At 70.8% G+C, this 23465-nt stretch carries 21 protein-coding genes; 13 read left to right on the top strand and 8 right to left on the bottom strand.

Features of this window, described 5'->3' with window-relative positions; translation table 11 throughout:
• Nucleotides 1-57: 57 nt before the first annotated feature.
• Nucleotides 58-2067 (bottom strand): OPT family oligopeptide transporter, encoded by a 2010-nt coding sequence (locus tag FK530_RS15945; protein WP_146488026.1) that lies wholly within the window; start codon nt 2065-2067, stop codon nt 58-60.
• A gap of 127 nt (nt 2068-2194) precedes the next feature.
• Between FK530_RS15945 and FK530_RS15940 the strand changes: the two genes are divergently transcribed.
• The 6 genes from FK530_RS15940 (at nt 2195) to FK530_RS15915 (ending at nt 8672) form a co-directional block, all read left to right on the top strand.
• Complete coding sequence (locus tag FK530_RS15940) at nt 2195-3076, top strand: LLM class flavin-dependent oxidoreductase (RefSeq protein WP_146488025.1); 882 nt, start codon at nt 2195-2197, stop codon at nt 3074-3076.
• A 175-nt stretch (nt 3077-3251) separates the two neighbouring features.
• Nucleotides 3252-5315: a PhoX family protein gene (locus FK530_RS15935; RefSeq protein WP_146488024.1), complete on the top strand. Its 2064-nt coding sequence runs from the start codon at nt 3252-3254 to the stop codon at nt 5313-5315.
• 80 nt (nt 5316-5395) lie between these two features.
• A complete protein-coding gene (locus tag FK530_RS15930; RefSeq protein ID WP_146488023.1) occupies nt 5396-5881 on the top strand; it encodes a MarR family winged helix-turn-helix transcriptional regulator in 486 nt (161 codons plus the stop codon).
• 77 nt (nt 5882-5958) lie between these two features.
• A complete protein-coding gene (locus tag FK530_RS15925) occupies nt 5959-7230 on the top strand; it encodes an MFS transporter (RefSeq protein ID WP_146488022.1) in 1272 nt (423 codons plus the stop codon).
• Between the two features lie 80 nt (nt 7231-7310).
• The gene (locus tag FK530_RS15920; protein WP_146488021.1) at nt 7311-7991 is read left to right on the top strand and encodes an SDR family oxidoreductase; all 681 of its coding nucleotides are present in this window, start codon (nt 7311-7313) and stop codon (nt 7989-7991) included.
• A 42-nt stretch (nt 7992-8033) separates the two neighbouring features.
• Entirely contained in the window at nt 8034-8672 is a 639-nt protein-coding gene (locus FK530_RS15915; protein ID WP_146488020.1) for an O-methyltransferase, read from the top strand.
• On the opposite strand, the gene FK530_RS15910 is transcribed toward FK530_RS15915, so the two are convergent.
• A complete protein-coding gene (locus FK530_RS15910; protein WP_146488019.1) occupies nt 8673-9854 on the bottom strand; it encodes a winged helix DNA-binding domain-containing protein in 1182 nt (393 codons plus the stop codon). It lies immediately after the preceding gene.
• A gap of 120 nt (nt 9855-9974) precedes the next feature.
• Here FK530_RS15910 and FK530_RS15905 point away from each other — a divergent pair, with 120 nt between their 5' ends.
• Entirely contained in the window at nt 9975-11591 is a 1617-nt protein-coding gene (locus FK530_RS15905) for an HNH endonuclease signature motif containing protein (RefSeq protein WP_146488018.1), read from the top strand.
• Between the two features lie 62 nt (nt 11592-11653).
• Here the strand turns inward: FK530_RS15905 and FK530_RS15900 are convergent, their stop codons facing one another.
• Nucleotides 11654-12289 (bottom strand): maleylpyruvate isomerase family mycothiol-dependent enzyme, encoded by a 636-nt coding sequence (locus tag FK530_RS15900; protein ID WP_146488017.1) that lies wholly within the window; start codon nt 12287-12289, stop codon nt 11654-11656.
• 90 nt (nt 12290-12379) lie between these two features.
• Nucleotides 12380-15232: a leucine--tRNA ligase gene (gene leuS / locus FK530_RS15895; RefSeq protein WP_146488016.1), complete on the bottom strand. Its 2853-nt coding sequence runs from the start codon at nt 15230-15232 to the stop codon at nt 12380-12382.
• Between the two features lie 61 nt (nt 15233-15293).
• Between leuS and FK530_RS15890 the strand changes: the two genes are divergently transcribed.
• Entirely contained in the window at nt 15294-15788 is a 495-nt protein-coding gene (locus FK530_RS15890; protein WP_158645115.1) for an SdpI family protein, read from the top strand.
• 3 nt (nt 15789-15791) lie between these two features.
• On the top strand, nt 15792-16781 hold the full coding sequence (locus tag FK530_RS15885) for a bile acid:sodium symporter family protein (RefSeq protein WP_146488014.1): 990 nt from the start codon (nt 15792-15794) through the stop codon (nt 16779-16781).
• Between the two features lie 47 nt (nt 16782-16828).
• Here FK530_RS15885 and FK530_RS15880 read toward each other — a convergent pair whose 3' ends face one another.
• Nucleotides 16829-17830 carry an ABC transporter substrate-binding protein gene (locus FK530_RS15880; RefSeq protein WP_146488013.1) on the bottom strand — a complete coding sequence of 334 codons (1002 nt, stop codon included), beginning with the start codon at nt 17828-17830 and terminating at the stop codon, nt 16829-16831.
• A 34-nt stretch (nt 17831-17864) separates the two neighbouring features.
• A complete protein-coding gene (locus tag FK530_RS15875) occupies nt 17865-18251 on the bottom strand; it encodes a hypothetical protein (RefSeq protein ID WP_146488012.1) in 387 nt (128 codons plus the stop codon).
• A gap of 151 nt (nt 18252-18402) precedes the next feature.
• Here FK530_RS15875 and FK530_RS15870 point away from each other — a divergent pair, with 151 nt between their 5' ends.
• Nucleotides 18403-18885 (top strand): MarR family winged helix-turn-helix transcriptional regulator, encoded by a 483-nt coding sequence (locus FK530_RS15870; RefSeq protein ID WP_146488011.1) that lies wholly within the window; start codon nt 18403-18405, stop codon nt 18883-18885.
• A gap of 3 nt (nt 18886-18888) precedes the next feature.
• Here FK530_RS15870 and FK530_RS15865 read toward each other — a convergent pair whose 3' ends face one another.
• Complete coding sequence (locus FK530_RS15865) at nt 18889-19518, bottom strand: YqgE/AlgH family protein (protein WP_146488010.1); 630 nt, start codon at nt 19516-19518, stop codon at nt 18889-18891.
• Nucleotides 19519-19592: 74 nt separating this feature from the next.
• On the opposite strand from FK530_RS15865, the gene FK530_RS15860 reads away from it, so the two are divergent.
• The 3 genes from FK530_RS15860 to FK530_RS15850 are packed head-to-tail and all read left to right on the top strand — an operon-like array spanning nt 19593 to nt 21989.
• The gene (locus tag FK530_RS15860) at nt 19593-20921 is read left to right on the top strand and encodes an MFS transporter (protein ID WP_146488009.1); all 1329 of its coding nucleotides are present in this window, start codon (nt 19593-19595) and stop codon (nt 20919-20921) included.
• 1 nt (nt 20922) lies between these two features.
• A complete protein-coding gene (locus FK530_RS15855; protein WP_146488008.1) occupies nt 20923-21456 on the top strand; it encodes a hypothetical protein in 534 nt (177 codons plus the stop codon).
• 44 nt (nt 21457-21500) lie between these two features.
• Nucleotides 21501-21989: a hypothetical protein gene (locus FK530_RS15850; RefSeq protein ID WP_146488007.1), complete on the top strand. Its 489-nt coding sequence runs from the start codon at nt 21501-21503 to the stop codon at nt 21987-21989.
• Here FK530_RS15850 and FK530_RS15845 read toward each other — a convergent pair whose 3' ends face one another.
• Nucleotides 21990-23459: a CCA tRNA nucleotidyltransferase gene (locus FK530_RS15845; RefSeq protein ID WP_146488006.1), complete on the bottom strand. Its 1470-nt coding sequence runs from the start codon at nt 23457-23459 to the stop codon at nt 21990-21992.
• Nucleotides 23460-23465: the final 6 nt, after the last annotated feature.

Genomic DNA, 23465 nt, shown 5'->3' with positions numbered 1-23465 from the left:
CGGCTGGTGGACGGTGCCCGGTGAGCGGGCACCGTCCACCACCGCGTCACCCCGCGATCAGGCGGCCGCGGCGATCTTCTTGGTGCGCAGGTACAGCGCCGCGCAGGTCGCGGCGAAGACGACCACGCCCAGTGCCTCGCCCCAGTGCAGCCAGCCCTCACCGATGAAGGGCAGGGCCAGCGGCTCCTCCTTGCCGCCGATGCCCGGCAGGCCGGGCGCGCGGTCGGCGAGCACCACGATGCCCGCGTAGATCACGCCGAACAGCGACTCACCCACGATGAGACCGGTCGCGAGCAGCGTTCCGAGCCGCTTACGGCCCTCCGCGACCTCTCCCGAGGCGGAACGGTCGGCCCACTTGTTGTAGACGAGGCCCAGTACCGCGCCGACGGGGATCATCAGCGTCACGCTCATCGGCAGGTACATGCCCATGCCGACAGCCAGCGGCGGAAGCCGGAACTTCGAGGTCCGCGAGAGCACCTCGTCGATCGCGATGACGACCGCGCCGATGAGCGCGCCGAGCCCGATGAGGCCCCAGTCGAGGTCGCCGCCGAAGACGCCCTTCGACAGGCTCGACAGCAGCGAGGCCTGCGGCGCCGCGAGCGCGTTGTCGCCCGCGCCCGGCGCGCCGACGAAACCGAAGCCGCTCTGCAGCAGGTCGAGGACGGGCGGGATGATCGCGGACCCGAAGGCCACGCCGATCACGAGCGCCACCTGCTGCTTCCACGGCGTCGCGCCGACCAACTGACCGGTCTTGAGGTCCTGCAGGTTGTCGTTGGAGATGGTCGCGATGGAGAAGATGATCGCCGCGGTGAACAGCGTGTACGCCACCAGCGCGGTGGCGATATCGCCCTCCGAGGGACCCCAGACCGCGCGGATGAGCAGCGCGGCGGACAGCACGACGAGGATGCCGACACCGGAGACGGGGCTGTTGGACGCACCGATCAGGCCCGCCATGTAGCCGCAGACCGAGGCCACGACGAGGCCGAGCACCAGGATGTAGACGATGCTGAGGGTGATGATGCCGCCGGCCTGGCCGTCGAGCGCGGTACCGCTCGTGAACATCCACAGCAGCACGCCGATCGGCACCAGCGAGGCGATCACGATGGTGGCCACGTACGGGAAGGGCATGTCGCGCTCGGTGATGTCCACGAGCTCTCCGCCGCGGCGCTTGCGCGACGAGGCGATCGAGTCGGCGATGCCGCGCAGCACCGGGCCGAGGATCTTGATGAGCGTCCAGACGGCGGCGATGGCGATCGCGCCGGCGCCGATCAGGCGGACCTCAGTGCTGAACGCGGTCGAGATGACCTTGGTGATGCTGCCGGTCGCGGGCAGATCGCCGGAGGTCCACATCGGCAGCAGCACGAAGTAGGAGATGACGAGGCCCACGATCATCGCGAAGCCCACGGTGACGCCCACGAGGTGGCCGACGCCGATGAGCGCGAAGGACAGGCCCGGTACGAACAGCGTGCCGCCGTTGCCGATCCGCAGCGTGGTGGACAGGCCCTCGGCGACGATCTTCATCTTGGCCAGCAGGGCGTAGCCGGCGGACGCGAGCGAGCCCAGGACGATGAGACGCAGGCCGCGCTTGTTCTCCTGCGCGCCTTCGACGGTGTCGCCGACCTTGAGCACCTCGGCGGCGGCGACGCCCTCGGGGAACGGGAGGTCGGATCCGGTGACCAGCGCCCGTCGCAGCGGGATGGAGTACATGACGCCGAGCACGCCGCCCACGAGGCACACCAGCATGGTGGTCCAGTAGGGGAAGTCCGCCCACCAGCCGACCATGACGAGTCCGGGGAGGATGAAGACGATGGCCGAGAGGGTGCCCGCCGCCGACGCGATCGTCTGGACGATGTTGTTCTCAATGATGGAGTGGTTCGCGAAGTAGCGCAGCAGCGCCATCGAGATCACGGCCGCGGGGATCGAGGTCGCGAAGGTCAGGCCGACCTTGAGGCCCAGATAGGCGTTGGCCGCGGTGAAGACGAGTGTGATGATGCCGCCCAGGACGACGGCACGGGTCGTGAACTCGCGGACGCCGGATTTCGGCGCGGCGGGTACCGGTGTGGACATTGGTGTATCCCCTTCTCAAGGATGTGGCCGGTTCGGCCGAACGTGAAAACCCTAGGTCCAAGCAGGCGATCGTACGACGCGAACGCGCCAGGTCGTGCGACGAGGTCACGAGTCGTAAGCTCGATGCGTGCGATTCGGCGTGTGCATCCTGCCCCAGTACCCGTGGCCCGAGGCGCGCCGGCGCTGGCGCAAGGCGGAGGAACTGGGCTTCGATCACGCCTGGACCTACGACCACCTGTCGTGGCGCACGCTCGCCGATCAGCCTTGGGGTGCGACGGTGCCGCTGCTCACCGCCGCGGCCACGGCGACGGAGCGGATCCGGCTGGGCACGTTCGTCACGTCGCCGAACTTCCGCCATCCGGTCCCGTTCGCCAAAGACCTGGCGGGCGTGGACGAGATCTCCGGCGGCCGCCTCCTCCTGGGAATCGGATCCGGCGGAACGGGTTTCGACGCCTTCGTACTCGGGCAGCCCGAGCTCACCCCACGGCAGCGCCACGACCGCTTCGTGGAGTTCACCCGCGACCTCGACGTGCTCCTGCGCTTCGAGCAGGGCGGCCCCATCTCCTTCGACGGTCCGCTGTACCGCGCCGTCGACGCGCGCATGGTGGGCGCGCCCGCGCAGTCGCCGCGGATGCCCTTCGTGCTCGCGGCGAACGGGCCGAAGGGACTCCGCCTCGTGGCGGAGCTGGGGCAGGGCTGGGTCACCACCGGGCCCGACGGTGACGGCGGCGACGCCTGGTGGTCCCGCGTCGCCGAGCTCTCCACGCGCCTCGACGACGCCCTGGACGCGGCCGGGCGCGAGCGCGGCGCCATCGACCGCTACCTGTCCATCGACTCGGGCGGCACCTACTCCCTCAGCTCGCCGGACGCCGCCGACGACGCGGTGGGCCGCGCCGCGGAGCTGGGCTTCACCGACGTGATCCTGCACTGGCCCCGTCCGGACGAGCCCTATCTCGGCACCGAGGACGCGCTCGACGCGTTCGCGGCCCGGCACCTGACCGCGGGCTGACGCCGGTCGCGAACGCGGCGCGGCCCGGCTCGACCCTGTTGTTTCCTGTGCGTAGCTAAATGTGCTTTGGGCTTCCGTTACCGCGACTTTCCCTGACGCTCACGTCGCCCTGACACATTGACCGGGATTCAGCCACAGCCAGATCCCGCTCAGCCCTCAGTCTCAGGGAGACCCCATGCGCCTGCCCAACCTGCGCCTGCTCACCGATCACGACGGTAAGTCGGCCCGCTCGCACACGACCTGCAAGTACAAGTGCGGCAACCAGTGCTTCCGCGAGCACGACAACCAGTCGGACAACGAGTACTTCGGCGACATCACCCGCCGCACCGTGCTCCGCGGCGCGGGCGTTGCGGCGCTGGGCGCCGGCGCGGTCACCGTCCTCGCGGCCTGTGGCGACAACGGTTCCAGCGGCGCCGGTGCCTCGTCGAGCGCGGCGGCGGGCAACGGCGCACCGTCGGCCAACGTCAACGCCCCCGGCCTGAACTTCACCGCGATCGCCCCGAACAAGGCCGACGCCGTGACCGTGCCCGAGGGCTACGAGCAGGCCGTCGTGATCCGCTGGGGCGATCCGGTGGTGCCCGGCGCGCCGCAGTTCGATTTCGACAACCAGACGCCCGAGGCCCAGGCGCAGCAGTTCGGCTTCAACAACGACTTCACCGATCTCATTGCGGTGGAGGGCAAGCCGGACACCTTCCTCATGGTGTGCAACCAGGAGTACACCACCGGCACCGCGATGTTCAAGGGCTACAAGGAGGGCGACCCCACCGAGAACCAGGTGCGCGTGGAGATGGCCGCGCACGGCATCACGGTCGTGGAGGTCAAGGGCGAGCCCGGCTCGGGCAAGCTGACTCCCGTTCTCGGCGAGTACAACCGGCGCATCACCGCGTCGACGCCCTTCGAGCTGCGCGGCCCCGCAGCGGGCTTCTTCACCCGCACCGCCGCCGACCCGAGCGGCACCCGCGTGCTCGGCACGATCGCCAACTGCTCCGGCGGGATCACGCCGTGGGGCACCATGATCTCCGGCGAGGAGAACTACACCAACTACTTCTCCGGCACCGACACGCCGCCGCTGGACGGCCTCAAGGAGGGCTGGAAGCGCTACGGCGTGGGCAAGGACGAGGACGCCCACCACTGGATGAAGTACGAGGACCGGTTCGATCTGTCCAAGGAGCCCAACGAGATCAACCGCTTCGGTTACCTCGTCGAGGTGAACCCGCACGACCCGAAGTCGACCCCGATCAAGCACTCCGCGCTGGGCCGCATGAAGCGCGAGGGGGGCAACATCTACGTCACCCCCACGGGCGACGTGGTCACCTACTGCGGCGACGACTCGAAGTTCGAGTACATCTACAAGTTCGTCAGCTCGCGGAAGATCCAGCCCGGCAAGGGCGCCGCCGCGATGGAGGCGAACATGCGCATCCTCGACGAGGGCACGCTGTACGTGGCGAAGTTCGAGGGCCAGAAGGTGGAGAACGGCAAGGTCCCCGAGGGCGGCTACAAGGGCACCAGCACGTGGATCCCGCTGCTCACCACCAAGGCCGACGGCAGCGCCGAGTCGCACGTCGAGGGCATGCCGGCGGAGAACGTGGCGCTGTGGACCCGCGTCGCGGGCGACAAGGTGGGCGCCACCAAGATGGACCGCCCCGAGGACATCGAGCCGAATCCCAAGACCGGCAAGATCTATTGCGCGCTGACCAACAACAGCGACCGCGGCACCGAGGGCAAGGCGGGCATCGACACGCCGAACCCGCGCGTGAAGAACAAGAGCGGCCAGCTGCTGGAGATCACCGACAACCACACGGGCACCGACTTCTCCTGGGACCTGCTGCTGGTGTGCGGCGACCCCGCCGCCGCCGACACCTACTACGGCGGCTTCGACAAGACCAAGGTCTCGCGGATCAGCTGCCCCGACAACGTCACCTTCGACTCGCACGGCAACCTGTGGATCTCGACGGACGGCACCAACGCCACCTTCGACAGCAACGACGGCCTCTTCGGCGTCGTCCTCGAGGGCAAGGACCGCGGCCTCACCAAGCAGTTCCTCACCGTGCCCTTCGGCGCCGAGACCTGCGGCCCCGTCGTGCGTGACAACCGCGTGCTCGTCGCCGTACAGCACCCGGGCGAGACCGACGACGCCACCGCCGACAAGCCCACCTCGCACTGGCCCGACGGCGGCTCCTCGCAGCCCCGCCCGTCGGTGGTCGCGGTGTGGAAGAAGTCGGGGAACATCGGGACGTAGCCACCGCCCTCCGGTCGACGGTGCCGGGCGCGCCTGCGGGTGCGCCCGGCATTGTTGTCGGAACCTTTACTATCGAGATCATGACCTCCGCGTCCGAAGTACCCGGCGCACCGTCGGCCCCGGTGGCCGACGCCGCGATCGACGATCTCGCGGCGCGCCTGCGCTCCCCGCTCCTGCAGCTGCACTTCCTGGTGCGGCGCAACACCCCGGGGCCCGACCTCACCCCAGCGCAGCAGGCCGCCCTCCAGAGCCTGCTGCTCCTCGGACCCGTGCGGATGGGCGAGCTCGCCCGCTACCTGCGCATCCGCCTGCCTTCGGCCACGAGCGCCGTCGACGGGCTCGAGCGCCTGGGGCTCGCCGAGCGCAGCCCCGACCCCGACGACGGCCGGGCGGTGGTCGTGCAGCTCTCCGAGCACGGCGCGCAGCTCACCTCCGAGCTGGTCGAGGCCCGCAACGCCGTGCTCGCGGGGCATCTCGGCGAGCTCTCCGACGAGGACCGGCGCAACCTGGACCGCGCGCTCCCCGCGCTCCACAAGCTGATGGATCGGTACCGCGAGGACCTCTGATCCGACGAGTCGGTCACACGGCTTGCCTTTCGCACGACGAATTAGTTAGGATTTCGTAGTAACCGAAAGGAGCTGCGATGACGACCACCGCCGAACGTAACCAGACAGAGCACGCGCACCCCGGCCTGCGCGAGACTCTCTCCCATCAGCCCAAGGCGGTGTGGGTCACGGCGTTCGCCGCGGTCATCGCGTTCATGGGGATCGGCCTCGTCGACCCCATCCTGGTGTCGATCGCGGAGTCGCTGCACGCCACGCCGAGCCAGACCACGCTGCTCTTCTCCTCGTACCTGGGCGTGCAGGTCGTGGCGATGCTCTTCATCGGCTGGTTCACCTCGATGTTCGGCGCCAAGCGCACCGTCATCGCCGGTCTGCTGCTCATCGTGATCGCCGCCGGGGCCTGTGCCCTCGCGAACTCGATCGGCATGCTCGTCGCGTGGCGCGCCGTGTGGGGCCTCGGCAACGCCCTCTTCATCGCCACCGCGCTCGCCGTGATCGTGGCGGCCGCGACCGGCGGCCAGCAGGGCGCGATCCTGCTCTACGAGGCCGCGCTGGGCGTGGGCCTGGCCGTCGGCCCGCTGCTGGGGGCCGTGCTCGGCGGTGTGTCCTGGCGCGGGCCGTTCGCCGGTACCGCGATCCTCATGCTGATCGGCGCCGTGCTGTGCGCGACGATGCTGAAGTCCGATGCCGCAGAGGCGAAGGAGAAGCGGCAGCGCGAGGGCACCGTCTCGCCCCTGGCACCGCTGCGGGCCCTGCGTCAACGCGGCCTGTTCCTCACCGGCCTGGGCTCCGCCTTCTACACGGCCGCCTTCTTCACGATCCTCGCCTGGTCGCCGTTCGTGCTGCACCGCAGCGCCTACTTCGTCGGCGCCGTCTTCGTCGGCTGGGGCCTGCTCGTCGCCGTCAGCGGTGTCTGGCTCGCCCCGAAGGTCGCCGCCGCCCTCGGCGAGCGCACCGGTTCGATCGCGGCCGTCCTGGTCTACGGCGTCCTCCTGGTGATCGCCGCCGCCGGACACGAATCCGTCGGCGTGGTGGTCACCGTCGTGATCCTCTCCGGCATCCCGTCGGGCGTGCTGAACACCCTGTTCACCGGCACCGCGATGTCGATCGCCGACGCGCCGCGACCCGTCGCCAGCGCCGGCTACAACTTCCTCCGCTGGGCCGGCGGCGCTCTCGCCGCCACCCTCGTGGCGCACTTCGCGAACTGGTTCGGCAGCCCCGCCGCTCCGTTCTACATCGGCGCGATCGCCTGCGTCGTCGCCGCGCTCATCCTGACCCAGGTGCGCGGCAAGGGCGCCGACTCCCACGACGTGCCCGCCGAGGCGGCCCTGGTCGGCGACGCCGAGTTCTGAGCAGCACGGCGAAAACCCCGGCGGATCCCCAGGATTCGACCGGGGTTCTCCCGTTGCCTCAGGTTCGGTACCGTGGTCGCATGACGGACGCCCGCCCCCTCGCCCTGGTGACCGGCGCGTCCCGCGGGCTCGGCGCACACATCGCGCGCCGGCTCGGGGACTCGCACCGCCTCCTCCTGGGCGGTCGCCCCTCCCCCGCCCTGGACACCCTCGTCGCCGAATTCGACGATGCCGCAGCCTTTCCGGCGGACCTGACCGACCACGACGCCGTGCGGGCGCTCGCCGCGCCGATCGACCGCCTGGACGTGCTCGTCCACAACGCCGGTCTCGGGCGGATCGGGCGCATCGAGGACACCCCCGCTTCGGACTGGCGCGACATGTTCGAGATCAACCTGCTGTCGGTCGTGGAGCTGACGCGGGCCCTGCTGCCCGCGCTGCGGGCCGCGGGCGGCCACGTGGTGCTGCTCAACTCCGGTGCGGGCAAACGCGCGAACCCCGGCTGGTCGGCGTACGCCGCGAGCAAGTTCGGGCTCACCGCCTTCGCCGAGGCGCTGCGGGCCGAGGAGCCCGCGCTGCGCGTGACGAGCATCTTCCCCGGCCGCATCGACACCGAGATGCAGCAGGGGATCTTCGCCGCCGAGGGACGCGAGTACTCCACCGAGGGCCTCCTGCGCCCCGAGACCGTGGCGGGCGCCGTCGCCTCGGCGATCGCGACGCCGGGCGATGCCCACCCCACCGAGATCGTCCTCCGTCCGCGCTGAGCCCCGTGGCCCGCGCGCGCGGATCGGCGTAGGGTCGGGCTCGTGAGCAGCGAGTTGTGGGCCGATGTCGACGACTACCTCGAGCGGACGGTGGCCGTCGACGCCGCCGGGTTCGAGCCGATCCGTACGGCGCAGGCCGAGGGCGGCCTACCGGACATCGCGGTCTCGGCCACCCAGGGCAAATTCCTCTACCTGCTCGCGAGCATCGCCCGCGCCGACCGGATCCTGGAGATCGGCACACTGGGCGGGTACAGCACCGCATGGCTCGCGCGGGCCGTCGGGCCCGGGGGCTCCGTCGTCACGCTGGAGTTCTCCCCCGAGCACGCAGCCGTGGCCCGCGCCAGCCTCGACGCCGCCGGGCTCGGCGACCGCGTCTCGATCGAGGTCGGCGCCGCGCTCGACACGCTCCCCTTCGTCGACGGCCCGTTCGGACTCGTCTTCATCGACGCCGACAAGGCCAACAACCGCGCCTACCTCGATTGGGCTCTGCGCCTGAGCGTTCCGGGCACCGTCATCGTGCTCGACAACGTGGTGCGCCGCATCCACGAGGAGGGCCCGGACGCCGACGGCACCCGCGGCGCCCTCGAGCGCCTCGGCTCCGATCCGAGGCTCGACGCGACCGCGCTGCAGACCGTCGGGATCAAGGGCTGGGACGGCCTGGCGATCGCCGTCGTCCGCTGATCAGCCGTCGTACGCCGGCAACGTGATCGGGGACTTGTACAGCGAGTTCACCCGCTCGCCGGCCAGCCATTCCTGCAGCCGGGCAGCCTCCGCGTCGAGCGCAGTGCGCGCGGCCCGGGGCGTCCCCGGCGCCAGGACCAGCCCGACGGTGCCGTCCTCCCCCTGGGTGTAGGCCCCCACGATGCGGCCGTCCCACCACGCGGTGGTGCCCACGTTGCCCGCCGTGTCGTAGACGGCGCGCGCGAAGTCGGGGCCGAGGTAGAAGTCGCGCTCCTTCCACCCCATCGGCGTGGGGTCGAGCGCGGGGAGCAGCGCCGCCCAGGGCTCCACCGGGTCGACCGGCTCCTCGTCCTCCGGCAGCACCCATCCGATCCCGTCGCGGTCCAACCGGACCTGCACGGCACCGATCTCGGCGAGAGCCGCGCGGATCGCCGCCTTGGTGGCGCCGAACCACCACACGACGTCGGTCTCCGTGACCGGCCCGAAGGCGCGCAGGTACTCGCGCACCAGAATCGCGTAGCCCTCCGCCGCCCCGGTGCGCTCCGGCGGTGCACCCAGCCAATCGTCCGCCCGGGCCCACAGATTCCGGTTCACCCGCCAGTGGCTCTCGTTGCGGGCGCGCACGAGTGCCCCCTCAGCACCGAGCCAGGTCAGAACCCTGGGCGCCAGGTGCATCTCCCCGCCGTAGGCCTTGCCCTCGGCCATCATCACGCGCCCGCTCAACGCCGGCAGCTGCTCGCGGAGCTGCACCGCGCTGCGCTCGCACCCGGCGAGTGCGCCGAGTACCGCGTCCCGCGCCTCGGCCAACCAGGCCTCGCCGTCCTGCGCGACGCCGCCCCGCTGCGCGTCCTTGGCGATCTTCGCGTGCTCCTGCGCCGCGACCCGCTTCGCCGGGGCACCGAGAGCCGCAGGATGCAGCCCACGCGGGAAGACGAACATCGTGCGCCGCATGGCGAGCTGTTTGACGAGGGAGCGCTCCTCCCACAGTTCCCGTTCGTAGGCCTCGCGCGTGAAGTCGTGCATCCGCGCGTGCAGGGAGAGGTAGGGGGTGGCGGCCTCCGTCGCATGCAGGACCCCGACGGCTCGGACGGCGTCGAGGACCGTGCCGACCCGGTGCTGCGGCGCGAGTGCGTGGCGACGCCCCATGCGGGCGCGGCGTTCGGCATCGTCGATCAGGCGCATGCGGTTCCCCCTCGTCGTTCACCAGGCTAGAGCATTCCGATCGATATCGGTAGTACGTTCGATCCACTGGCACAGTGACGAACATCGGAGTAGACTTGCAGTAGTGAAGGGAGGTCGGCGATGGTCGAGAACAACAGCGCTGCCGAGTATCTCGATGCACTCGCCGCCTTCGAACAGGCAGCGGATGTGCTGGCTGCGGCGAACCCGGTGATGCTGTCCTCCGCCGAGGTGCTCGATGCACTGCGCCGGCTCGAGTGCGCATCCCGGAAGGTGCCCAGCAGCCAGCACTGGCTCACCGAAGTGGGTATCGAGCAGGGCCTGTCCGCGCAGCTCGGTTACACGAGCGCGAGGGAGATGCTGGTCGACCAGCTGCACCTGGCAGGATCCGAAGCGCAGGAACGCATCCGGGGCGCCCGCTCGCGCGCACCGCGGCAGGAGCACGGCCACGCGCCCGGGCCCGTCCGCGCGGTTCTCGCCGCCGCCCAACGGGAGGGACCGATCTCCGAGCGGCATGCGGTCTCCATCGAGAAGGCGCTCGACAAGTGCTCGCGCAAGCTCTCCCTGCCCGAACTTCACGACCTGGAGGACATGCTGGTCACCACCGCGGTCGGCGGGTGCACCCCGGACGACATCGCCGTGCTCGGGCGCCGCGCCTACGAGCACATCGATCCCGACGGTGCCGAGCCGTCCGCCGAGAACATCGCCCGTGCCCGCGAGCTGAGCATCGGGAAGCAGGGTGACGATCTCATGTCCGGCCTCGAGGGTGTGCTGTCACCGGAGGCGCGAGCACTGGTGGACGTAGTCATGGAGAAGCTGGCGCGTCCGGGCGTGAACAACCCGGATGACGCGGACGACCCCGTCGATATGGACGATGCCGATGCTGTTGCCGCGGCGGCGAAGCGGGACAAGCGGACCGCGGCGCAGCGCAACCACGACGCGTTCGTCGCGGCCCTGCGCGCGGCGATCGGCTCCGGCCTGCTGGGCCGGCACCGCGGTCTCCCCTGCGTCCCGATCATCACGCTCGGCATCGACCAGCTCGAGTCCGAGACCGGCATCGCGACCACCGCCACCGGCGGGCGACTCCCCGTCGAGGACGCGCTGCGGATGATGGGCGCCAACCCCCGCTACGTCCTCCTGCTCGATGTGGCCGGGCGCCCGCTGTACCTCGGGCGGGAGAAGCGGCTCGCCTCCGCGGACCAGCGCATCGCGCTGTACGGGTCGGAGAAGGGCTGCAGTGCACCGCGTTGCGACGCTCCGGCCACGCGGTGCCAGGTCCATCACGTCACCGAATGGGCGGACGGCGGATGCACCGACATCGACGTCCTGACGCTCGCCTGCGACGCGCACCACGGCAAGGTCGTGCCCAGCCGCGACGACGTTCGGCGTGGCTTCGAGACCGTCGTGTTCGAGGACGGCGACTACTCGGGCCGGGTCGGTTGGCGGCGCACAGCGGATCCCACCGGGGAGTTCCGGGTGAATCACCATCACCATCCGGCCGAGCTCTACCGCGTTGCACTCGACCATCATCGGCAACGCCACCAGCAGTACGCCGATGCCTGGCGTACGGAGGACGAACGCGCCCTGTACCGGGACTTCGTCGGCGCCATCCACGACGATGTCGCCACGATCCTCGACGGCCCGCACGGCCCGCCGATGCTCGAGAGCCTGCTCGCCGAAAACGACGCCGACAACCACTGGCGCGTCGATCCGCCGTGGCCCCTCGCCACTGCGGCGTGACGAGGGTAGGTCGGGCACGGCTGCGGCGCGAGGCGGGCACGGCGACCACCCTGGCCGACGGGTCAGAGACGCACGTCGAGATTGCGCGCCAGACGGTCGCGTCCCGGCCCGGTCAGGTCGCGGAGCGCGTCGCCACGGCCACCGAGTGCCATGAGCACCGCTTCGCTTGTTCCGCGGACCTCGGGCCCGCGGCCGAAGGCCCAGTCGAGATCGTCGGCGATCAGCCGCACGCCCCTGCCGTGCACCACGCCGCGGATCGGCGGTGCCCAGAGGGAGAAGTTCAGTGCGGGCACGATCCGCTCAGCGGGAATGGTCCGCGGCAGCCCGAGGGGGCGGCGGATGTCCTGCTGGTGGTGCATGCTGTCGGTCAGTGCGACACGGCATCCGAAGGCCGTCACGAGCCCGCGCGGGTCGAGGTGCCGGCGGACCGTCTCGATCAGCTCGTCAGTGCTCTGCTCCGCGAGGTACTCGATGCCCAGCGCGTTCGGGCCGCCCGGGTAGCGGAGTCCCGCGATCACCCGTCGGGCCGTCTGTGCGGGCGTGAGCATGTCGTAGCTGAAGTGGTGCGCCACCACGTCGCGCACCGTCCAGCCCGCGCACAGGCTGGCTGCGGCCCACTGCTCGGGGGTCAGCGTTTCGAGGAGCTCGAGCAGGCTCGCACGCTCCGCGGTCGCCAGCTCTCGGACCGAACCGATCACGTCTCCTCCGTCGGGTGCCACAGGTCGTCGTCCTGATCCTCTACGAAGACCCGGCCCACGGAGGCGACTTCGACCAAGTCCCGGCCCCTGCTACGGAACGATGTTGACCAGCTTGCCGGAGACGACGATCACCTTGCGCGGGGCACCGTCCAGCAGCTCGGCGACCTTGGGCTCGGCGAGCGCCGCGGCCTCGAGGGCCTCGTCGGAGGCGTCGGCGCCCACGGTGATGCGGGCGCGGACCTTGCCCTTCACCTGCACGGGGATCTCGATCGTGTCCTGCACCAGCCACTGCCCCTCGGCCACGGGGAAGGGCCCGTGCGCGAGTGACTCGGTGTGGCCCAGCCGGTTCCACAGCTCCTCGGCGATGTGCGGAGCGACGGGTGCCAGCATCAGGGCCAGCGGCTCCGCGAGCGCCCGCGGCGCGCCGCCGGGGTACTCCTTGGTGAGGTGGTTCGTCAGCTCGATCAGCTTCGCGATGGCGGTGTTGTCGCGCATCTCCGCGTAGTCCTCGCGCACACCCGCGATCGTCTTGTGCAGCACGCGCATCGAGTCGTCCGACGGGGTCTCGTCGGTGACGCGGACGGCGCCGGTCTCCTCGTCGACCACGGCGCGCCATGCGCGCTGCAGGAAGCGCTGCGCACCCACCACGTCCTTGGTGGCCCACGCGCGATCCTGATCCAGTGGGCCCATGGACATCTCGTAGACGCGCAGGGTGTCCGCGCCGTAGTCGCGGGCGATGTCGTCGGGTGCGACCGAGTTCTTCAGGGACTTGCCCATCTTGCCGTACTCGCGGTTCACCTCCTGTTCGCCGAGGAAGTACTTCCCGTCGCGCTCCACCACGTCCTCCGCGGGCACGTACACGCCGCGGGAGTCGGTGTAGGCGTACGCCTGGATCATGCCCTGGTTGAACAGCTTCCGGTAGGGCTCACGCGAGGTGACGTAGCCCAGGTCGAAGAGCACCTTGTGCCAGAAGCGCGCGTACAGCAGGTGCAGCACCGCGTGCTCCACGCCGCCCACGTACAGGTCCACGCCACCGGGATCGCCCGCGCCGTTGACCTCGGGCCGCGGGCCCATCCAGTAGGCCTCGTTCTCCTTGGCGCAGAAGGTCTCCGCGTTCGTCGGATCCACGTAGCGCAACTGGTACCAGGAGCTGCCCGCCCACTGCGGCATCACGTTCGCGTCGCGCGTGTAGTCCTTGAGCCCGTCGCCCAGGTCCAGTTCCACGTGCAGCCAGTCGGTGGCCTTCGCCAGCGGGGGAGAGGGCTGCGAATCCGAGTCCTCGGGATCGAAGGCCACGGGCGCGTAGTCCTTGACCTCCGGAAGCAGCACGGCCAGTTCGGATTCCGGCAGGGCGTGCGGCGCACCGTCGGCGTCGAAGACGATGGGGAAGGGCTCGCCCCAGTACCGCTGGCGCGCGAACAGCCAGTCGCGCAGCTTGTACTGGACGGTGCCGCGTCCGGCACCGGTCTTCTCCAGGTAGGCGATCACGGCGGCCTTGGCCTCCGCGACGCCCATGCCGTTGATGTCCAGGTCGGCGTTCGCGGAGTTCACCGCGGGCCCCTCGCCGGTGTACGCCTCGTCGGCGACGCCGGCCTCACTGCCCACCACCTCGACGATCGGCAGGCCGAACTTCGTGGCGAACTCGTGGTCGCGGACGTCGTGCCCCGGGACCGCCATGATCGCGCCGGTGCCGTAACCCATGAGCACGTAATCGCCGATGAAGACGGGGATCTCGGTGCCGCTGAGCGGGTTCACCGCGACGGTGCCGAGGAAGACGCCCGTCTTCTCCTTGCCCTCCTGGCGCTCCAGATCCGACTTGGCGGCGATCGACGCGCGGTACGCGGCGACGGCCTCGGCGGGGGAGGCCGCGCCACCGGTCCAGCGCTCGTCGACGCCCGCGGGCCACGCGGCGGCGGTCAGCTCGTCGACCAGCGGATGCTCGGGGGAGAGGACCATGTACGTGGCACCGAACAGGGTGTCCGGACGGGTCGTGAAGACCTCGATCCGCTCGCCCGCGGCGGTGAAGGCGACCCGGGCGCCTCGGCTACGGCCGATCCAGTTGCGCTGCATGGACTTGACCTTCTCGGGCCAGTCCAGGACGTCGAGGTCGTCGATCAGTCGGTCCGAGTACGCGGTGATCCGCATCATCCACTGCCGCAGCTGCTTGCGGTAGACGGGGAAGTTGCCGCGCTCGCTGCGGCCGTCCGCGGTGACCTCCTCGTTGGCGAGGACGGTGCCCAGGCCCGGGCACCAGTTCACGAGCGAATTGCTCTCGTAGACCAGGCGGTACTCGTCGAGCACGGCGGCGCGCTCGGCCACCGTCATGCCCGCCCAGTCGCGGCCGTCGTCGGTGGCACGCGCACCGGAGGCGAACTCGGCCTCCAGCTCGGCGATGGGACGCGCACGGTCCTGGGCCGCGTCGTACCAGGAGTTGTAGATCTGCAGGAAGATCCACTGCGTCCAGTGGTAGAACTCCGGATCCGTGGTGGAGACGCGGCGCCGCTCGTCGTGCGCCAGGCCCAGCGAGCCGATCTGCTCCAGGTACCGCTGGATGTTCTTCTCCGTGGTCACGCGCGGGTGCGTGCCCGTCTGCACCGCGTACTGCTCGGCGGGCAGGCCGAAGGCGTCGAAGCCCATCGTGTGCAGGACGTTGGCGCCGTTCATCCGGTGATAGCGGCCGAAGACGTCCGTCGCGATGAAGCCCAGCGGGTGGCCGACGTGCAGACCCGCGCCCGACGGGTACGGGAACATGTCGAGGATGAACAGCTTCTCCGCCGGGAGCTCGCCCTCGGTCGCGGCGAGCGGCCCGACGGGGTTCGGGGCGTTGAAGACGCCCCCGTCGCGCCACTGATCGCGCCACCGCTGCTCGATGGCGCCCGCGAGCTCGGCCGTGTACCGGTGGGCGGGGCCGGTCGAGGGGGTCTGTTCAACGTTCTGCGTCACCCCACCAGCCTAAATCGTGCCCCTGATCGGACGAAATTCGCGCCGAACCTACACTGGAGGGGTGTTCGTGCTGGTTGTGATCCTCGCCCTCGCCGCGGTGGCGGCCGTCATCGTGGGCGCCGCCGGGCTCGCCGGCCGCCTCCCGGAGAACGGGTTCGTGGGCGTCCGCACCGAACAGACCCTCTCCGACCCGCTGCTCTGGCGCACCGCGAACCGCGTGGCCGGGCCGAGCCTGGTGGCCGCGGGCGTGATCTTCGGCGCCGGCGCGCTGGTCGGTCTCGCGATGGACGCACCCTGGTCCTTCGTGGCCGCCGGCGTCGCCGTGATCGCGGGCGTCCTGCTCGCCGGCTTCGGCGCGTTGCAGGGTGCCCGGGCGGCGTCGATCCAGGCGCGGCTGCAGATGCCCGACGCCACCTGCTGCAGCGCGGACGAGCCGGGCGCGCAGTGCGGGGACGGCGCACCGTCGGACGACCCGGCGGCGGATTGTGGCGTGACCGGCGGCTGTGGAGCGTGCGCCCTCAAGGGCATGTGCGACCACGAAGCGCGCACCGCGTAGCCGATGAGGAAACTTCTCAGCAAGCTCTCCATCGACGGCTTCATCCTGGCGATCTTCGCGGCCGTGGGCGTTGCGGCGCTCTTCCCCGCGGAGGGCCGCGCGGTCCCGGTGGTCGACGGTGCCGTCACCGTCGCGATCGCGATCCTGTTCTTCCTCTACGGGGCGCGGATCCACCCGATGGAGGCGCTCGCCGGACTCAAGCACTGGCGCCTGCACGTGGTGATCCTGGGCTTCACCTTCGTGGTCTTCCCGATCATCGGAGTGCTGCTGCGCTTCGCACCCGACGTGCTCCTGCGGCCCGAGCTGTACGCCGGCGTGCTGTTCCTGACGCTGCTGCCGTCGACGGTGCAGTCGTCGATCGCGTTCACCTCGATCGCGGGCGGCAACGTGCCCGGCGCGATCGTGAGCGCTTCGGTGTCCAACCTGCTCGGCGTCTTCGTCACGCCGCTGCTGGTCCTGGCCCTGATGGCGACCACCGGCGAGGTGACGTTCCACAGCAGCTCGATCATCGACCTGTGCCTGCAGCTGCTCCTGCCCTTCCTGCTCGGCCAGCTCCTGCGGCCGTGGGTGGGCGGATTCGTGGCGAAGCACGCCGCGGCCCTGAAGTACGTGGACCGCGGCTCGATCGTCCTCGTGGTCTACGCCGCCTTCTCGGCCGGGATGCGCGAGCACATCTGGAGCATGGTGTCCTGGGTGGGCGTCGTGCAGCTCATCGTGCTGTCCGTCGTGCTCGTGCTGGTCATGCTGTGGCTCACCCGCGCCACCGCGGAGAAGCTCGGCTTCGACCGGGCCGACATGATCGCCATCCAGTTCTGCGGAACGAAGAAGTCCATGGCGACGGGGCTGCCCATGGCCGCCGTGCTGTTCGCCGGGCAGCCCGTCGGCCTGCTGGTGCTGCCGCTGATGATCTTCCACCAGATCCAGCTCATGATGTGCGCGTGGCTGGCCGCGCGGTACGGGCGTGCACTCGAGCCCGAGACCGCGCCGGTCTGATCCGCGGGCTCACCCCCGACGAGCCCGCCACGGACCGTCCGCGTGCATCAGGCGACCGCCGGCTGCGCAGCGGCCGCGGCGAACAGCGGCTCGAGCCGAGGCAGGATCCATTCCCGGCTCAGCGAGGTGGGCTGGTTCAGCGCGATCACTGTCTGCAGGTCGACCACGTCGGTGCTGCCCGACGTGACCTGAGGCAGGCCGGCGTACCCGGGAAGTCGGTCGAGGTCGGCAGCGGTCGCGCCGTTCGGGTAGATCACCATCAGGTTCGCGGCGATCTGCGGAAGCAACTCGAGCGAGACCGGGGTGCGACCGCCCTGCTGTCCTGCTCCGGTGGCGAACCGCGGGTTGTCCTTGATCGCCTTCGGGAGGGTCATGCCCAGCTCGGCGAACAGGGTGTTCGTCGGGTCGGCGGCGGAGGAGACGAAGTTGAACGTGCTGGACGCGGCGATGTACTGCGCCAGTACCGCCGATTTGCCCTGCAGGCCCGGGTGCCGTCCGCGGACCGTCGCGAACCTCGCCTTGTCGTCCGCCAGTACCTTCGCGGCGGCATCCTGCTTCCCGAGGATCTGCCCGAGCGCGGTGAGCTGGACGTCCCACGCGGCGCTGGAACCGTTCGCGGCGATGCCCCCGAGCACCGGGGTGATGGCGGACAGCGTCCGGAAGGTCGGCTGATCCACGACGTAGTCGTCGCCGGCGAAGAGCTCCGGCCGGTACTTCGCGATCTCCTCGACCGGCATCGACTTCTTGTCCGGCGACGTGATGATCGGGATCCCGTCGAGCTGCGTTCCGTGCCACGGCGCCGGGAGGGGCAGTCCGCCCTCGACCACCGCGACGGGCTTGATGCCCAGCGCGAGGAGGTTGTCGATGGAGTAGCCGGTCGCGACGATGCGCGTCGGCCCGACGGGGAACTCCGTGACGCCGTTGACCTGCGTGATCGTGACCGTGCTCGCTGCAGGGGCGGCACCGTCGACGCCCGACCCTCCGCACGCCGTCGTGACCAGCCCGACCACCGATACCGCCGCGACGAGCAGCGCGTTGATCCGCCTCATGAACCCTCCCGATCGCTAGGAAGGTAAGACTAGCCTAATTCTCGCGAGATCCGCCTCGTGCGGTCGACCGCAGGACGTAGGCGGCGACCGGCACGACGAGGAGGTCGACGAACGGGTCGACGGCGTCCATCGGAGTGCCATAGTGCGCGAAGGAGCGGATGTCGCCCAACGCCAGGGCGATGAACGGGAACACCAGCGCGGCGGAGTAGGCCCACCGTTCTCCGAGGGCCACCATCACCGTGAGGATGCCGTAGACCACGCCCAACCCGGCGTATGCGGCCGCGTCGGCATCCACCGACAGCGTGGTACTCCGGTAGGCGTGCACGGACGACACCATCGCCAGGAGGAGGCCGAGAATCACCCTGCACCACGGGCACCTTCCGAACACGCTCTTCCCGAGCACGCTCTTGATCGCGGTCATACGGCACTCCTATTTAGTCAGGTCTCCCTGACTAAATCTACGTGGGGGCACGCCGCCGCGCATCGAATTCTGAACAGTCATCGGGACGGGCGCGCTCGCCGGGCTCGGTGGCCCCCCTCGGGCAGGTGACGGTACGAGTAGCCTGACCATCATGTCCCGAGGTAGGTCGTCCGCCATCGACTCCCTGGCGCTCGTCGAACTCACCCCGGACTCCAGGATCGGGGCCCTCGCCCGACGGCTGGCCGCCATCGTCACCGAAGGAGTCCTCGCCGCCGTTCAGACCAGGGACCCGCGGATCAAGCGCGCGCACCTACGCGTCTGCACGACCATCCTCGACGGACCAGCACGGACGGTCGACATCGCAGCACGTCTCGGAACGACCAAGCAGACGGTGTCGCCGACGGTGGAGGAGCTCGTGGGTTGGGGCTACCTCACCCGAACGAGCGATCCGAAGGACGGTCGCGCCAAGCTCGTCGGCCTCACCGCTGACGGACGGTCGCTGAGCAGAACGGCAGTCGAGGCCGCCAATGACTTCGAAGCGGCGTGGCGTGCGACTCTCGGGCCCGAACGGGCGGAGGAGTGCAGGTCGGCGCTGTGGCAGATGATCGAGTCGCAGCGGGCCCCGCGCGACTGACGGTCAGTTGACGGAGACGTCCACCGGGTGCGTCGCGAGCAGCGCAGTGGGCAATCCCTGACGGCGCAGCACCTTGCCCCACAGGTCCACCCGCGCGGGCACCAGGACGTCGGTGTGCAGCGAACCGCAGGGGATCCAGTCGTCGCGCTCGAGCTCGTCGTCGAGCTGGCCCATGCCCCAGCCGCTGTACCCGGCGAAGACGCGCACGCCGTCGAGCAGCTCGTCCATCATCTCGACGTCCGAGTCGAGGTCCACCAGCACCACGCGGCCGGCGACGGGCTGCAGGCCACGGATGCCGCTGACGTCCACCCCCGCCTTGGCCACACCCAGGCACAGCGCCGCCGACTGGTTCACCGGCCCGCCCACGAAGACCGCCTTCGGCTTGGCCGCGAGGTCGTGCCACCGGGGGAGCACCCCGTGCACCGCGGACTCGCTGGGCCGGTTGAGCACCACGCCGAGGCTGCCCGACTCGTTGTGCTCGATGAGATAGACGACGGTGCGCGAGAAGGTCGGCTCGATCAACTCCGGCGAGGCGACCAGCAACGTGCCCGAGGACACCTCGATGCCCGCACCCGCGGACTCGCCGGAGGATGCGCCGCCCGGTGCCGGCTCATTCGAACGATCGGGACCCACACCCCCATCATCGCACGCGTACCACCCTCGGGGTCCGCCGACGCGGAAGGCGTCGCGCCGATACGCTGTAGCGCGTGACGACCAGCGGAGCGGATGCCCCAGCGGCCGCCGCGAAACCCGCGTGGCGGACCTTCCGCGACCTGCCCGACCTGCTACGTCTGCTCGGCGTCCGACTCCTGAGCCAGTACGCGGAAGGCCTGTTCCAGGCCGGGCTCGGCACTGCCATCGTGTTCAACCCCGAACGCAACGCCACGCCGGCCGCCATCGCCACAGGGCTCGCGGTGCTACTGCTGCCGTACTCGGTGATCGGGCCCTTCGCCGGCGCCCTGCTGGACCGCTGGGACCGCCGCCGCGTCTTCATCGTCGCGAACCTCGTCCGGGCGCTGCTCATCGCGGCGTGCGCCGGGGTGCTCGCGTCGGGCGCGGGGGAGACGGCGATCTTCATCGTGGCGCTGGCCGTCGGCGGCGCCGGGCGCTTCGTGGCCTCCGGGCTCTCCGCCGCGCTGCCGCACGTCGTGGACCGGCCGCAACTCGTCGCGATCAACTCCCTGACCACCACGATGGGCGCGGGTGCGACCGCCGTCGGCGCCAGCACGGCCGTGGGGCTCCGGGCCGTCTTCGGCTCCGACGACGCGGGCGGCGCGGGCGTGCTCGCCGTGGCGGTGCTGGTCGCGGTGCTCGGGGCGCTCCTCTCCACCCGCTTCCCCGCGGGCGTGCTCGGCCCGGACCACGACGTCTCCGGCAGGCACGAGAAGCCCGCGACCGCGCTCAGCGACGTCGCCGCGGGCCTGGCGCACGGGGCGCTCGCGGCCTGGCGCGCACCGTCGGTGACCGCCGCCCTGACCGGCATGGGGGCGCACCGCACCGTCTTCGGGTTCAACACGCTGATGCTGCTCCTCCTGACCCGGCACCACTTCACCGACGGGACGCTGGGGCTCGCCGGCTTCGGGTCGGTGGCCGGTGCGACCGCGGTGGGCATGTTCGTCGCCGCCGTGCTCACGCCCATCGCCGTCGCGCGGTGGGGGCGCCGGAACACCGTGGTCGGCGCGCTCGTCGCGGCGTGCCTGACGCAACTGTCCGTGCTCACCCTGAATTTCGCGGTGCTCGTGATCGCCGCCGCGGTGCTCGGCCTCGCCGGCCAGGTGGTGAAGCTCTCGGGCGACGCGGCCATGCAGTTGGACGTCCCCGACGAGCGGCGCGGCCAGGTCTTCGCCTTCCAGGACGCGCTGTTCAACGTCACGTTCGTGGGCGCCGTGGCGTTCGCCGCCGCGGTGGTGCCGTTCGACGGTGTCTGCCGCCCCCTCGCCGCCTTCGGCGCGCTCCTGTACGCCGTGGCCGTCGGGCTCGTCGTCGTGCTGTACCGCCGCACGGGAACCCCCGAGGCCGCTGGCGCGTCCAATTGATATGGGGGACGAGCTGATCGAGTACTGGTTCGGCGACGGGCAGGGCCACGTCGACCGCTGGACCTCACCCGCGGTGCGCGGCGCCGTCCTGCTCGACTTCGACGGCGACGGCCGCGTCGACGACGCGATGGTCGACCTCGACGGCGACGGCCGGGCCGACGTCGCCGCGCTCGACCTCGACGACGACGGGATCCGCGAGGCCGCCTTCCGGGACGACGGCACGGGATGCTGGGCCGAGCCCACACCGGCACCCGGATCCCCTCCCGCGGCCGGACCGGGTTCGACGACCGGGCGCGCGGCCGGCGAGAACGTCGCCGGACCGGCGGGGACGGCACCGTCGGCCTGCCCGATCCCCGGCGTCGCGCGGGTGCCCGAAGCGGCTGCCTCGCCCGCGATCACCGGTGTGCCGGCGGAACCCGGGCAGCCCGCCCGGCAGGCCGTCGCCGACACGGACGCCGACGGTGCGCCGGACGTGCTGGTCTTCGACACGGACGGCGACGGGACGGCGGACGGCGCGGTTCCCCTGCATCAATGACGATTCGGTGTTTCGGTTCGCGCACGACGGACTAGGCTCGCGACATGCGGAAGACCCTCGGCATCACCACGGCAGTCGTCGCCCTCCTGATCGGGACGGCCCCCGCCGCCACCGCGACGCCGACACCGGCGCCGTCGACCACCCCGGTGGTCGACGTCCGCACCACGGTCTTCCTGACGCGCGAGACTCCGCCCCGGACCACCGTCTACCCCGACGGGCGGATCATCACCAAGGCCGTCGGCTCCCGGGGCGGCCCCGTCGAGCTGAAGGGCCGACCGGCGGACGTCGCGGACCTGCGGGCGATCACCGAGAAGGTGCTGCGTAACGTCCCGCGGTACGACCGGAAAGCGCAGATCTTCGACGGCTGGATCGTCTCCGCCACGGTGCGCACCACCGATGGCAACGTGCTCAAGGCCACCGTCGACAATCCCGAGCCGCGCGGCTGGGCGGCGCTGTCGAAACTCCCGAGCGAACTCGACAAGCGGATCGCCGCGATCCCGGGGCCGCGGACGCCGTACACCGAGCCGCGCTGATCAGCCCTGCCGCTCGGCCCACCAGCGCTTCAGCTCGGCCTCGGCCTCGTCGCGGTCGAGGGGGCCGCGGTCGAGCCGCAGCTCCTTGAGGAACTTCCACGCCGCGCCGACCTCGGGGCCCGGCTGCAGCCCGAGCAGTTCCATGATCGCGTTGCCGTCGAGGTCGGGCCGCACGCGCGCGAGGTCCTCCTTGGCGGCGATGTCCTCGATGCGCTTCTCGAGCCCGTCGTAGGTGGCCTGCAGCTTCGCGGCACGCCGCTTGTTGCGGGTCGTGCAGTCGGCGCGGACCAACTTGTGCAGCCGGGGGAGCAGGGGCCCGGCGTCGGTGACGTAGCGGCGGACCGCGGAATCGGTCCACTGCCCGTCGCCGTAGCCGTGGAAGCGCAGGTGCAGGAAGACGAGCTGGGCCACGTCCTCGGTCACGGCCTTCGGCTGGGCCAGCGCCCGCATCCGCTTGCGCACCATCTTGGCGCCGACCACCTCGTGGTGGTGGAACGAGACGCCGCCGTTCGGCTCGTGCCGGCGGGTGGCCGGCTTGCCGATGTCGTGCAGCAGCGCGGCCCAACGCAGCACGAGGTCCGGATCGGACTCCTCGAGGTCGATGGCCTGCTGCAGCACCGTCATCGAGTGCCAGAAGACGTCCTTGTGCTGATGGTGCTCGTCGATCGCCAGCTTCATGCCGGGGATCTCGGGGATCACCCGGTCCGCCAGCCCGGTGTCGACGAGCAGCACGATCCCGTCGACGGGATGCTCGCCGAGGATGAGCTTGTCCAGCTCCGCCCGGACCCGCTCGGCGGTGATCCGGTCGATCTCGGCCGCCATGTCGGTCATCGCCGCCGACACGCGCGGCGCCACCGAGAAGCCCAGCTGGGACACGAACCGGGCGGCGCGGAGCATCCGCAGCGGATCGTCGGAGAAGGACTCCTCCGGCGTGGCCGGCGTGTCGATCTCACCGGCGAGCAGCGCGTCGAGGCCGCCCAGCGGGTCCTCGAAGTCCTCGGCGCCGTCGCGGCCGATCCGCACCGCCATCGCGTTGATCGTGAAGTCGCGGCGCACCAGGTCGTCGTGCAGGCTCTCGCCGAACCGCACGACGGGGTTGCGGGTCACCCGGTCGTAGGCCTCGGCGCGGTAGGTAGTGATCTCGATCTGCTGGTCCGCGAAGGACGCGCTGACGGTGCCGAACTCGATGCCGGTGTCCCACATCGCGTCGGCCCAGCCCCGCAGCAGCGCCTGCACCTGCTCCGGCCGGGCGTCGGTGGTGAAGTCCAGATCGCTCGTCAGGCGGCCGAGCAGCGCGTCGCGTACGGAGCCGCCGACGAGGAACAGCTCATGCCCCGCATCGGCGAACCGGGCGCCCAGCGGTGCCAGCACGTCGGACAATCCGCGCAGCGAGATGTGCGCCGCCGCCAGCAGGCGGGTCCGGCGTTCGGCGCGCGCATCCGCCGGGCCGGCGGGAGAGCTTTCGGTCACGACCGA

Origin of the sequence: Tsukamurella conjunctivitidis, from assembly GCF_007858475.1 — a bacterium.
In the GTDB taxonomy this organism is placed as follows: domain Bacteria; phylum Actinomycetota; class Actinomycetes; order Mycobacteriales; family Mycobacteriaceae; genus Tsukamurella; species Tsukamurella conjunctivitidis.
The sequence above is the reverse complement of the archived record's forward strand: the minus strand, read 5'-3'. Positions and strand labels throughout refer to the sequence as shown.